The 11,873-nt window shown below is 64.3% G+C and carries 9 protein-coding genes; 5 read left to right on the top strand and 4 right to left on the bottom strand.

Annotated elements, in window-relative coordinates; all coding sequences use genetic code 11:
* Window positions 1-32 precede the first annotated feature (32 nt).
* Window positions 33-1,004, top strand: coding sequence for a VOC family protein (locus PCE31106_RS10055; protein ID WP_017235337.1), 972 nt, complete (start codon window positions 33-35; stop codon window positions 1,002-1,004).
* A gap of 228 nt (window positions 1,005-1,232) precedes the next feature.
* On the opposite strand, the gene PCE31106_RS10050 is transcribed toward PCE31106_RS10055, so the two are convergent.
* Complete coding sequence (locus PCE31106_RS10050) at window positions 1,233-1,778, bottom strand: glutathione peroxidase (RefSeq protein WP_017235338.1); 546 nt, start codon at window positions 1,776-1,778, stop codon at window positions 1,233-1,235.
* A 434-nt stretch (window positions 1,779-2,212) separates the two neighbouring features.
* On the opposite strand from PCE31106_RS10050, the gene PCE31106_RS10045 reads away from it, so the two are divergent.
* From PCE31106_RS10045 to PCE31106_RS10030, 4 genes are all read left to right on the top strand, one after another.
* Window positions 2,213-3,481 carry an ESPR-type extended signal peptide-containing protein gene (locus tag PCE31106_RS10045; RefSeq protein WP_150563167.1) on the top strand — a complete coding sequence of 423 codons (1,269 nt, stop codon included), beginning with the start codon at window positions 2,213-2,215 and terminating at the stop codon, window positions 3,479-3,481.
* A gap of 11 nt (window positions 3,482-3,492) precedes the next feature.
* Window positions 3,493-4,953 carry an autotransporter outer membrane beta-barrel domain-containing protein gene (locus PCE31106_RS10040; protein WP_174975084.1) on the top strand — a complete coding sequence of 487 codons (1,461 nt, stop codon included), beginning with the start codon at window positions 3,493-3,495 and terminating at the stop codon, window positions 4,951-4,953.
* A 140-nt stretch (window positions 4,954-5,093) separates the two neighbouring features.
* Window positions 5,094-7,196: a tetratricopeptide repeat protein gene (locus tag PCE31106_RS10035; protein ID WP_150563165.1), complete on the top strand. Its 2,103-nt coding sequence runs from the start codon at window positions 5,094-5,096 to the stop codon at window positions 7,194-7,196.
* A gap of 22 nt (window positions 7,197-7,218) precedes the next feature.
* Entirely contained in the window at window positions 7,219-8,088 is an 870-nt protein-coding gene (locus tag PCE31106_RS10030) for an alpha/beta fold hydrolase (RefSeq protein ID WP_150563164.1), read from the top strand.
* A gap of 34 nt (window positions 8,089-8,122) precedes the next feature.
* Here the strand turns inward: PCE31106_RS10030 and PCE31106_RS10025 are convergent, their stop codons facing one another.
* The 3 genes from PCE31106_RS10025 to PCE31106_RS10015 all read right to left on the bottom strand — a co-directional run bounded on the left by PCE31106_RS10025 (window position 8,123) and on the right by PCE31106_RS10015 (window position 11,762).
* Window positions 8,123-8,986: an NAD(P)H-binding protein gene (locus tag PCE31106_RS10025; protein WP_150563163.1), complete on the bottom strand. Its 864-nt coding sequence runs from the start codon at window positions 8,984-8,986 to the stop codon at window positions 8,123-8,125.
* A gap of 108 nt (window positions 8,987-9,094) precedes the next feature.
* Entirely contained in the window at window positions 9,095-9,415 is a 321-nt protein-coding gene (locus PCE31106_RS10020) for a hypothetical protein (protein WP_017235342.1), read from the bottom strand.
* Between the two features lie 172 nt (window positions 9,416-9,587).
* On the bottom strand, window positions 9,588-11,762 hold the full coding sequence (locus PCE31106_RS10015) for a TonB-dependent siderophore receptor (protein WP_150563162.1): 2,175 nt from the start codon (window positions 11,760-11,762) through the stop codon (window positions 9,588-9,590).
* Between the last annotated feature and the right edge of the window lie 111 nt (window positions 11,763-11,873).

Raw genomic sequence — 11,873 nt, 5'->3', positions numbered from 1 at the left:
GCGCCCACTTTGAACCCCTACCCGAGACTGTCATGACGATTCTGGGCATCGAACAAATTACCTACGGGGTCACCGACCTCGACACCTGCCGTCGCTTTCTGGGCGACTGGGGCCTGACCGAGGTGTCCGTCGACGCAAACGGCGCGCGCTTCGAAACGCTGAACGGTTGCCGTGTGCTGGCCGTGCGTCACGACGATCCGTCGCTGCCGCCGGCGATGGAAGATGGACCGACGCTGCGCGAAGTGACGTGGGGCGTGACGACGGCCGAAGAAGTGGCCGCCATCGCCGACCGCTTCGCTGACCAGCCGGGCTATTACTTCAAGGACGGTGCGACAGGTTGCGTTGACCCCAACGGTCTGGCCGTGCGAGTGGAAGTGACTGCCAAGCGGGCCGTGGACGTGAAGGGCGCATTGAGCAATCCGTGGGGGATCGCGGCGCAGCGCGTGAACACGCCGAGCCCGGTGTATGAGCGTGCCCAGCCGATCGAAGTGGGGCATGTCGTGTTCTTCACCAACGCGCTCGCGGCCACGCAGACGTTCTATGAAACGAAGCTCGGCTTCGAGCTGTCGGATCGCTATCCGGATCGTGGCGCGTTCATGCGCTGCGCGCCGCACGGCGGGCATCACGATCTGTTCCTGCTGGCGTTGCCGAACGGCAAGCGCGGGCTGAACCATGTGGCGTTCACCGTGCGAGATATCCACGAAGTATTCGGCGGCGGCATGCATATCGACCGCTGCGGATGGGAAACCCAGTTGGGCCCGGGCCGTCACCCGATTTCGTCGGCGTATTTCTGGTACTTCAAGAATCCGTGCGGCGCGCTCATCGAGTATTACGCCGACGAGGACATCCTTACGCCGGAATGGCAGCCGCGCGACTTCGAGCCGGGGCCGACGGTATTTGCCGAATGGGCGGTGGACGGCGGACTCGACGGCAACACGCGCCGTCAGAAAAAGGGGAGCGAAGCGCCAACCGGCAAGTTCATGACTGACACGGCCAAGCGCTGAGTCGAGTCATCGCGGAAGCGTCAATCCCAGGGGGGATGACGCGCCGCATTTCACGAGTTGTCGCGAGAAGCGGGAACCGGCGCGCGATGTGGCGTCATGAGGCCCGGATCGACCTTGCCAGACGTGAGGTCGTTTCGGAAGGCGTTCATGGCGCGCCGGCAACCGTCCTGCCGACGCTTGTGGCACGAGGGGGCACGCGTTTGCGCTGCCCCTTTTTGCATGGTGCGATTACTTCGCCAACTCCGCGTCGATGGCGGCGACCAGCCGCGGGTCGTCGGCCTTGACGTCCGGTGAGAAGCGGGCCACGACCTGCCCGTTGCGTCCGATCAGAAACTTCTCGAAATTCCACAACACGTCGGCCGGGTTCTCGCGGACTACGCCGAAGCCTTTGAGACGCTCGCGGAACGGGCCTTCGCCGATCGCTGCGGGCTGTGCTTCGACAAGCGCCGTGTAGAGCGGGTGACGGTCGTCGCCCAGTGCCGAGAGCTTGGCGAACAGCGGGAACGTGACGTTGTATTGCGTGGTGCAGAAGTCGAGGATCTCGGCATCGGTGCCCGGCTCCTGACCCTTGAAATTGTTGGCGGGGAAGGCGAGGACTTCGAGGCCGGCGGCGCGCTTTTCTTCGTACAGGCGTTCAAGGCCCTCGTACTGCGGTGTGAGGCCGCACTTCGACGCGACGTTGACCACCAGACGCACGCGTCCCGTATAGTCGCCCAAGGTTGCGGCGCCGCCGTCGTTGCGCGTCACCGCGATGTTTTCGATAGGGGTGCTCATGCGTATTTCCTTTCTTGGTTCGGTCAGCCGAGTGTAGCGCAAGCCTGTGGGCGCCTGCCGACCGGCGAAAAAAATGCCGATTGACAGTCGGTAAATGGTATGGAAGGATTCGCCGAACAAAAAATGACGAGCGCTGTCAAGCGCGTCGTACAGGTGAACAAACACGGGGTCGTTCGAATGTTTCATGCCGCTTCTCGCACCATCGGTGATCCTGCCCCAGAGGCAGGCCACGTCATCGCCTTGAATCAGACCGCGCTCATGCCGTAGCGAGCGTGTGCCGCGACGCTCACGCATCCCATCCTTCTGACCGATACGGCCGGACTTCCCTGCCATGACGGAGGTCTTGCGCCTACGTGTCGGTCGCTGCGCGCGAGCCCGTTCTGAATCCACGAGTCAACGCGTTGTAATAAGAAAGCCGTATTCCGGGAAATCGAATGAATCGCATCTATCGTGTGGTATGGAGCGCCAGTCTGGGCATGCATCAGGTCGCGTCCGAAGTGGCCGGCGGTCATGGCGGAACGTCGCGCGCGGCGGACCACCGCCGTGTCCGCAAAGCGGCGGTCGCCGCCGTCGTTGCGGCGGCTTCGCTGAACACAGGACCGGTGTGGGCATTCCCGCCGGCGGCCGCCATCATGGACGGCCGCCGGCTTCTCTTTGTCGGTCTGGCCGACACCGCCTCGTCGACGAATTGGCGCTATGACGGTACGACCCTGTCGATCACGGGCGCGACCTTCGCCCAAATCGTGAACACGTTCGGGACAATTTCGAACGCTGGCACGCTGGTCGGCAATATCGCATTGCAGATTTCGTTGCGGGGCAGTGTGGCGCGTCTCGAGAACAGCGGGTTGATTTTCTCGCCGAGCAACGCGGGCATCGACAACGCCGGCACACTGACGTCTGCATCCAATTCCGGCTCGATCTCCGCCGCCAACGGGTATGGTGTGGAGAACACGTCGTATCTCGGTCAGTTGACCAACACGGGGACTATCTCGGGCCGTTATGGCGTGGCCTCGTTCAAGAGCAGTGCACCGACGCAGTTGGGCACGCTGACGAACAGCGGCACCATTACGGGCACGCAAAGCGCGGTGATGAACCGAAGCGCGACCCTCACGACGATCGACAACCTGCCCCTTGGCCTGATCGATGGCACCAGTGGGCTCGGCTCCGGCACCGGCATCGACAACCGCGGTACCGTGGTCGGTGGCACGACCTATCACGGCATCATTGGCACGATCAACAACGCTGGAACGATTTCGGGCGGGAGCTACGGTATTTACAACGAGGACTCGATCGGTACCCTCAACAATCTCGCGGGCGGGCTCATTTCCAGCGCCGGCGAGGCCATCGCGAATGCCTCCGCAGCGGCCACGATCGGACAGATCAATAACGCCGGCATCATTGCGGGCAACATTTCCCATTCCGGCACGCACGCCTTGTCCATCGCGGGGGCGTCAGGCGCAGCGCAGGGCACCCTCACGGGTTTCGGCAGTGCTATCCCCGGAACCCTTTCAAGCTCGCTCGCCGATATACACTTCAACGGCGGCAATCTCCTGCTTAACGACGACCTGAACCTCGCTGGCACACGAACGGCGTTCAACGACGCGTCGGTATTGCAAGTCAACAATGCCATCCAGGTCTCCGGGGATTACGCGCAGGCGGCAGGCGCCACGCTTCAGATCGGTGTTGTGCGGGCAATGCGGTGACGACCGGCGACTTGACGACCGACAGCGGCTACGGACGCCTGGTTGTGAGCGGCAACACGACACTGGCCGCGGGTTCGAGCATCGCCTTGCAGTCGCTCGGCTATTCGTTTGCGGCGGGTCAGCGCTATGTCGTGATCGACACGGCAGGCTCGGCCACCTACAACGAAGGTTCGCTGGTTTATCGCGTCAACGGTTCGTCGACGCTCGGCGCGACCGGCGCCACGGTCGCTAACGGCAGTCGGCAGGATCTGGTCGTGACGTTGATTTCGGATACGAATGCCGGTTCCGACAACGGCGGCGGCACCGGTACGACACCGCCCGCCGACCCTCGCACCAACGCCTTGCTTGCGTCGGCACCCAACGCGCAGTCGTCGCTGCGGGGCTTGCTGGGCTACACCGGCGTGAGCGACGCCCAACTGCTGAATCTGTACAACGCGGCACTCGGGTCGCTGAGCGGCGGTTCGACGGACTCGGCCAATCGGGTCGGCAAGCAACTCGCCCCGGCGCAGAATACGCGTGCCGCCGGCGCGGCCACCTTCGAATCGCTGGGCGTGGTCGGTGCGCACGTCAACAGCCTGCGCGTAGCGCAGGCCGGGGGCACCGGGATTGCGACGGGCGACAGCGCAGCCAACTGGGGCGTCTGGGGACAGGCCTTCGGCGGTCACGCCAGCCAGTCGGTGCGTAACGACGTCGACGGCTACAGCGCCAACTACGGTGGACTGGTCGTCGGTGCAGACAGAGCGTTCGGCGAGCGCTGGCGTGCGGGGGGAGCGATCCAGTTCTCGCGCACGGCGATCGACAATGACGGTAGCACGTCGGGCAATACGACCGGCGTGAACGGGTATGGCCTCATTGGGTACGCCGCGTACACCGGCGAGCCGTGGTACGTGAACCTGTCAGGCTCGGCGGTGCTGCAACACTACGATACGACGCGATCGGTGTCGATGCCGGGATTCAACGGCGTGGCCCATGGCAACTTCAACGGTCAACAATTCGTGTTCGGCGCCGAATTCGGCTGGCCACTGGCGCTGGGACGTGCCATCGTCACGCCGCTGGCGGGCGTCACATATGGCTATCTGAACCAGAACGGCTATACCGAAACGGGTGGCAATGGCTCGGCGCTTACGGTCGGCAGTGTCGGCGCTAGTTCGGTGCGTAGCGCGCTGGGGGCGAAGGTCGCCTTGCCATTCGAAACGGCGAGGGGGATGTGGGTGCCCGAACTGAGCGTGCGTTGGCTGCATGAGTACAACCGTACGCGTCAAACGACGGGCGCGAGCTTCGCTGCGGATCCGTCCGGCCAGACGGCGTTCACGACCGTGGGCGCTACGCCGGTGTCGGACCTGGCCGATATCTCGCTGGGCCTGACCCTGATGAAAGCGAACAACCTGAGTGCCTCGATTCGCTACGACCTGCAAGCGGGGGCGGGCTTTGTGTCGCACACGGGGATTGTGCGCGTACAACAGCGTTTCTGAGCGTCGCGCGTGTTCGGAAACGTTCGTACGCGTCCGGCGGTCGCAACGATTGACATGGCAGCGACCGCCGTGGAAGTATCGCGCAGTGCCTACCGTCTCCCGACCGCCTCTCGATGTCTGCCGCTGCTTCGACTCCCGGAATGCTGACCTTCGCTCAGGCGATTGCGTTAGCCCATTCGCATTGGCAGGCGGGACAGGCGCCCCAGGCAGAAGTCCTGTGCCGGCGCGTGCTGGAAGCGTCGCCCGAGCACCCGGACGCGCATTATCTCCTCGGCCTCATGGCCCATGCCTATGGCAAGCGCGACATGGCGATCGACCATCTGCGCACCGCCTGCCGGGCGCCCGGTGCGCTGGCGTCCAGTTGGTCCGATCTGGCCGAGATGTGCCGACAGGCGGGCCGGCTCGATGAGGCGCTGGCGGCGGCGCGCCGGTCCGTCAAAATCGATCCGGCGTTTGCTGCCGGGTGGAACAACCTCGGAATAGTGTTGCAGGAGGTCGGACAGCTCGATCAGAGCTTGGCATGCCTCACCCGCGTGAGCGAACTGCTGCCCGCGTCGGCCGATGCGCACAACAATCTCGGGAATACCGCGCGTCTGCTGGGGCGTCAGGAGTCTGCCGAGACGCACTATCTCCGGGCCCTTGAAATCGACCCGCTACGCGCGGACGTGCACAGCAATCTGGCGTCGCTGCTGAGCGCACAGCAGCGCTTTACCGAAGCGCGAACTCTGGCGCGCCGCGCCATTGAGCTGGATCCGTCGTTCGTCGACGCCTACCGTAATCTTGCCGACATTGAAGTTTCCAGTGGAGACGTGGCGGCGGGGTTGCAGGTCGTGGAGATCATGTCGGCGTTCGCCCCCCAGCATTTCTCCACGCTCGTGACTCGTGCCCGGATTCTGCCGCTGGTGGGACGGTTGGACGAGGCACTCGATTGTGCTCGCGATGCGCTCGCCCTCCACCCGGAGAGTCACGATGCGCGGGCTGCGCTTGCGCTTGTCGAGGCGCAGAGGGTGACGCGCCATCGCCCGGCACTCGTCGACGGTGTCCCGCCCTCGGTGCCGCAGTTGCTCGCCACACCGCCGGATATGACCTCGGTTCACGACGCCATCGTGGCGTGCGTCCATGCGCAGGCGTACGAAAGGGCTGAGTCGATGCTGCGCGAGGTCGTGGGCGCCGAGACCGCGCCCGTGGTGATGTGGCGATTGCTTGCGATGGTCTTGCGCGCGCAAGGCAAGGTGCACGAGGCACGAGACATACTCGACAGGCTTGCCCGTCAGGTGCCTGGCGACCTGTCCAACCGCTTCGATCTCGCCGAGACGTTGCTCCTGCTCGGCGACTTCGAGCGTGGTTGGCGCGAGTATCGCCACCGCTACCGCCTCGAACATACGCAGTCCATTGAGCGCAAGGTGCAACGCCCGCGTTGGGACGGCAGACCGATTCCCGGCCAGACGCTCCTCATCCACGACGAGCAGGGCTACGGAGACACGTTCCAGTTCCTGCGCATGGCGCGCTGGGCGCGTGAGCGCAGTCAGGCGCGCGTGATCCTGGAGATCAATCCGGAAGCATTGCCGATCGCCAGGCGCATGTGGGGCGATGACGATATCGTCGCTCGCGGCACGTTGCCGGTGACGTTCGATCAGCATTGCGAACTGATGAGCCTGCCAATGGCGATGGGCTTGACGCTCGCCGATCTGCCGGGCGACGTATCGTACCTGAGCGCCGACCCCGAGCGCGTCGCCCATTGGCGCGAAAAATTGGCCGACGTGCCGCGCCCGTGGGTCGCCGTGGTGTGGGCGGGGCGCCCGGAACACGTCAACGACGGCAACCGGTCCATGTCGCTCGCACAACTCGGCCCGTTGGGGGCGAGTGGCGCGACATTCCTTTCGATTCAGAAGGGGCCGGCGGCCCCGCAGGCAAGCACGCCTCCCGACGGCATGTCGATGGTGTCGCTCAGCGACGGGATTCGCGATTTCGAGGACACTGCGGCGATTTTGCATCTCGCGGATTTGTTGGTGTCGGTCGATTCGTCGCCCGTTCATCTGGCAGGCGCGATGGGACGTCCGGTATGGGTGCTGTTGCCGTTTGTTCCCGATTGGCGCTGGCTGCTCGATCGCGACGACTCGCCCTGGTATCCGGGGATGCGTCTGTTTCGCCAGGAGGCCCGCGCACACTGGCAACCTGTGGTCGAACGCATGGCGCAGGCACTCAAGCACTTCGTGGTGGAGTGGCGTGATGGCGCAATTTGACCGAAGGGCGCGGCGCAGCGCCATGAACGCCATGCTTGCAGGGTGGCAGCGCGGGAAGCGTTGCGTTGCCGCACTGGCTGCCCTATTGCTGGCGACCGGGTGTGCCAGTGTGGATCGCGACGCGCATGCCGATGCGTTGGCCGGACCGGCGGGACTGCACCGGGAAGTGCTGACGGCGGGCGATTTCCGCCTTACCGTGTTCTCGCGCATTACCCGCCCTGACAAGCCTCTGCGCATCTACATCGAAGGCGATGGATTGGCCTGGGTTTCGCGCAGTGAGCCATCGCTGGACCCCACGCCGGTCGCGGCAACGGGGCTGGCGCTCGCTGCCGCAGATTCGTCCGCGAAGGCTGCCGACAACGTCGCCTATCTGGCGCGACCCTGCCAATTTACGCCGATGCAGGACAATCCCCGTTGCGCCGTCGCGTATTGGACCGGCAAGCGGTTCGCCCCCGAAGTGATCGATTCAATGAACGCGGCAGTCGATCAACTCGTGGCCCGTACCCCTGGGCAGCCCGTGGAGCTTGTCGGCTACTCGGGCGGTGGCGCCATTGCCGTGCTGATCGCTGCGCGCCGCCACGACGTCGCCGCGCTGCGCACGGTCGCGGGCAACCTCGACACCGAGTACATCAATCGGCTGCATCACGTCTCGCCGATGCCGGCGTCTCGTAATCCTATCGACGTGGCGCGGCGAATCGCAGGCATTGCGCAGATCCATTTCAGCAGCGCGCAGGATACGATCGTGCCGCCGGACGTCGCGCGTCGCTTCGCGGCGGCGGCGGGGGGATCCTGTGTGACGACGGTCACGGTGCGCGGGGTCGCGCACGATGGCGATTGGGCGCAACATTGGCGTGAACTGCTCGCACAAGTGCCGGTTTGCAGAGACCGCTAGCGGATTGGGGATGGCCTGACGCCCGTCACCGGTGTCAGCTTTCGCGCACCAATGCGGCGATTGCCTCGACGAGTGTGACGCCGCCACGCAGCGCGTGTTTGCCGTCGTCGCGGAAGCGGAAGTCGCCGTTGTTGAATCCGTCGAGCATCTGGATACGTGGCAGCGGATTGCGCATGCCTTGCGCGCGAAAAAGGGGATCCCAGCCCGCTCGGGGCACCGCCTCGGCGCAGACGTCGCGAACGAGCGCACGGGCGAGTGCGGCGGCGATGTCGTCGGGCGAGTAACGCTCGGGGCCTTCGATTTCCCAGATTGGGTTGTCGCTGAACGGCGCCTGCATGGCGCGCGCCGCGAAATGGGCGACGTCGCTCACCGAGACCATCGGAAGCGCCCGATCCACCGGCTGCAAATAGCTCGGCAGCTCCCCGCGTTCGCGAGCGGGCTCGATGTCCCACGCGAAGTTCTCCATCAGCCAGGCCGGGCGCAGGAACGTCACCGGCAGCGATAACGACAGCATCGCCGCCTCGAACAAGCGCAGCGCGGTGAGCAGGCTGGGCATTTCGCAGTCGGCGCCGATGCTCGACAGGCACACCACGCGTTTCGGGCGAGTGGCGGCCAGCGCTTGCCGAATCGCGTCGATCAGGTGCCGCGCATGCGAGAAGTCCGGCTCGGGGTCTGCGTTCGGTGGGAGCATCACGAACACGGCTTCGCTGCCGCGAAACGCGTGGGTGAGGGCGTCGACATCGTTGTTTTCCGCGACGGCAATCTCACCGCCCAGTGCGGCCCATCGGCTCGATTTGACGGCATCGGGGACGACGACCCGCAACGGTAGACCTGCCGCGAGAAGGTCGTGCCCCAGCACGCTGCCCACTCGCCCCGTGATGCCCATTACGGTGTACATGGTCACACCTCACACGCAGTAACGTTGCCGTAAAAGTAACACGGGAACCGGCGGCGCATAAATCGCAAGCGTGACGGCCCGACAACGGTGACGGACCGTCACGTTGTTCTAGGGCATAAGCTTGGGTCGTTTGCCGGGCCCGGGGGAATGGATCACCCGACAGGGGCTGATGAACTTGTCGCTGGCGACGGCCGCCTGCGCAAAGGTCTCGAAGTAGATCGCGTGGTCGGCATTTGCCACGTGCGCTCGTTCAATTTCTTCCGCCGACGCGTTCCATGCGAGTCCCAGATACTCGCCATGGTCGTGGAACCAGACGACATAGCCCTTTCTCGACAGCGGTTTCGGCAGGTCCGGTGCTCCGCTCGTCCCGAATCGCCTCGTCATGCCTGCACCTCGGGATTTCACGTTCTCATCGTTCGAATCGCGCATGGGTTGCTCCCAGAAGTTGCCCCCACCGATGTGGGGGACGTTTCCATCATCCCAGCCGTGAAGTCACTTGAGTTTCAGCAACGTCCGAATTGTCGGCTCGGGACGTCGCCATGCGAAAGCCTCGACGTATTTCCCAAATCGATGCGTGGGGGCGGTTGGCGCTTCGCAAGCCTCAATAGCGGTATCCCAGTGTGAGCATCACCGAGCGATCGTCGCTCAGTGCCACGGCGTTGCTCAGGCCTCCTGTGTAGTAATGCTTGTTGAAGATGTTCTTCAGATTCAGCGCGGCGTGCCAGCTCGGTGCCGTGTAGCGCACGCCCACGTCGCTGACCACGAAGCCCGGAATCGTGTAGCCATACGCATAGAGGTTGCTCTGACCACGTACACCCCCGTTGATCTCCCAGCGCCGCAGTTCGCCCGGCAACTGGTAGCGCGCGAACACATTGAAACTGTGCCGTGGCACGTTGTTGATGCGCACGCCATTGGTCGACGGTGCCTGGCCGCCATCGTCGGCGATCACGGCCGACGTGTAGGCGTAGCCGCCGGTCACGCTCAACTGATTCGTCGGCGCGGTGTTGAAGCTGAATTCGACGCCGCGCGAATGCTCTTCGCCCACGGCAATGCTGTAGCCGTCGTTGTTCGGATCGCTCTCCAGCACGTTGCGGCGGCGCAGGTCGAATGCCGCGAGCGTCACACTCGTGTGGCCCTTCTGGAGGTCGAACTTCACCCCCGCTTCCCACTGCTTGCCGGTTTCCGGATCGAAGGCGTTGCCGCTCACGTCCGCGCCGCTGTTCGGGTAGAACGAGGTCGCGTAGCTCACATAAGGGCGCACGCCGGGGAACAGTTCGTACATCAGCGCAAGCGAGCCCGTGGTGGCGTTCGACGGGTTGCCGCTCGTGGTGTCGGTCAGCTTGTTGAGTACGTTGCTCGACGCACTGTCGTAGCGCATGCCCGCCAGCACGCGCCAGCGTTGGCCGAGTGCGATCTGATCGCGCGCGTAGACGCCCAGATCGCGGATCGTAGTGTACGCGCGCGTTCGTGGTGTGGATGGGCATGTGATCGCACCCGTGTAGACCGGGGCGTACATGTTGATCGAACCGACCGAGCACGTGGTGGTGGTGACGTCCTCGCGCCCGCGCATGTAGTCCATGCCGACGGTGATCTCGTGGCGGCCGAACGCGGTGTCAAAGGTCTTCTGCGCGTTATTGTCCAGCGAGAGCGTGTCGCCGGACCATTGCGAATCGGTGGCCGTGCGGCTCAGCGTGTAGCCGTTCGAGGCGACCTTTCCATTGGCGACGAGCTGACCGCCCAGCGCGAACTGTTGCCAGCGAGCATTCTGGTTCACGGTCCAGCCCGAGTCGAAATGGTGGGCGAAGCGGTAGCCGATACGTGCCTCGTGCCCCGAGTAGGGCCGCTCACCGGGCTCGCCCGTGAAGGTACTGCGCGACAGGCTGCCGTTCTTGTTCGGGATCAGCGTGCCGGACCACGGCAGGCCTTGCTGGCGGAGGTAGTTGCGTTCCTGATAGCTCGTCAGGATCGTCAATTCCGTGCGCGGACCGAGATCAAGCGATAGCGACGGCGCGATATAACGATTGCGCGACCAGACATAGTCGGTGGCGTCGTGGCTGTTCGTCGCCAGGGCGTTGATGCGAAATGCGGCCTTGCCGTTCTCCGAGAGCGGCGTACCCATGTCGACGGTGCTCTGGTAGAAGCCGTGACTGCCCACGGTGGCATCGACGTTGGCGAACGTGTCGGCTTCCGGCCGCTTGCTGACCATGTTGACCATGCCGCCCGGCAGCACGAGTCCGGAAAGCAACGTAGCCGGTCCCTTGATCACTTCGATCTGTTGCAGGCCGAAGGTTTCTTCGGCGAAGCGGTTGTTGATGGCCGTGCGCAGGCCGTCGAGATACACGGAATCCGACGCCGTTTGGCCGCGAATGATGAAGTCGTCCCAGCCCCGTCTGCCGTACGTGCCCGAGATCACCCCAGGCACGTCGTGCAGCGCGTCGTTGAGCGTCTGGACCTGTTGCGCGTCCATCAAATCGCGCGTGACGACGCTGATCGATTGCGGCGTCTCGCTCAAAGGCACCGACGACTTCGTGACCTGAGCGGCGGCGGGCGCGTCGAACGCGGTGCGGGGCGCGCCGCTCGCACTGACAGACACTGCGGGCAGCGCAACGGTGCCAGATGCACTCATCGGCGTGGCGTCGGGCGTGGCGGTGTAGGCGTTCGTTGCGCTCACGGCAGCCGAACTCGCCACGTCAGTCGACGTGGCCTGCGCGAAGGCGAGCGGCGACGCCGCGATGAAGACCAGCGGCAGTGCAGCGTAATTCTGGAGGCGGCGCATCGAGGATAATGAAAATAGAAATGAGAATTATTATTAATTAAGTTGCGTATGCTACTACGGGTCGTCCTCGGTAATCAATGCGCGCTGAAATATGGCCCATGTCCCGAGTGC

Source organism: Pandoraea cepalis (assembly GCF_902459665.1).
GTDB classification, from domain to species: domain Bacteria; phylum Pseudomonadota; class Gammaproteobacteria; order Burkholderiales; family Burkholderiaceae; genus Pandoraea; species Pandoraea cepalis.
Note: the sequence above shows the minus strand (reverse complement) of the source record. Positions and strands in the feature narration are given on the sequence as shown.